This is a genomic window from Herbidospora sp. RD11066, assembly GCF_054661255.1.
In genome coordinates this window covers 1-284 of sequence record NZ_BAAGDO010000107.1, presented here as the reverse complement: position 1 = coordinate 284, position 284 = coordinate 1, and the positions used below count along the sequence as shown (strand labels likewise).

Annotated in this window: 1 protein-coding gene; it reads right to left on the bottom strand. The window is 53.2% G+C overall.

Annotated features, from left to right (window positions below):
- Positions 1-215: P-loop NTPase family protein (locus ACYQ78_RS39475; protein ID WP_459806118.1), on the bottom strand; the 215-nt coding region annotated here is incomplete at its 3' end.
- Positions 216-284 lie beyond the last annotated feature (69 nt).

Here is a 284-nt window from a genome sequence, read left to right as displayed (position 1 = left end):
GGGCTGGCCTGACGCTGCAGCTCTTTAATCCAGTTCTTTGCCCGACCAAAAGTTTCTTGGCTAGTTATGTCATACACGACAATCGCAGCCTGTGCACCGCGGTAGTACATTGGAGCTAAGCTATGGTATCTCTCTCGGCCTGCAGTATCCCATATCTCAAACTTGGCCGGCGTATCACCCAACCACACGGTCTGCGTTAGCAGGCCAGCCCCAATTGTACTGTCTTGTTACTCACGGGACTGCCCCTCAGCAAACCTAAGAACCAAACTCGACTTGCCCACAGC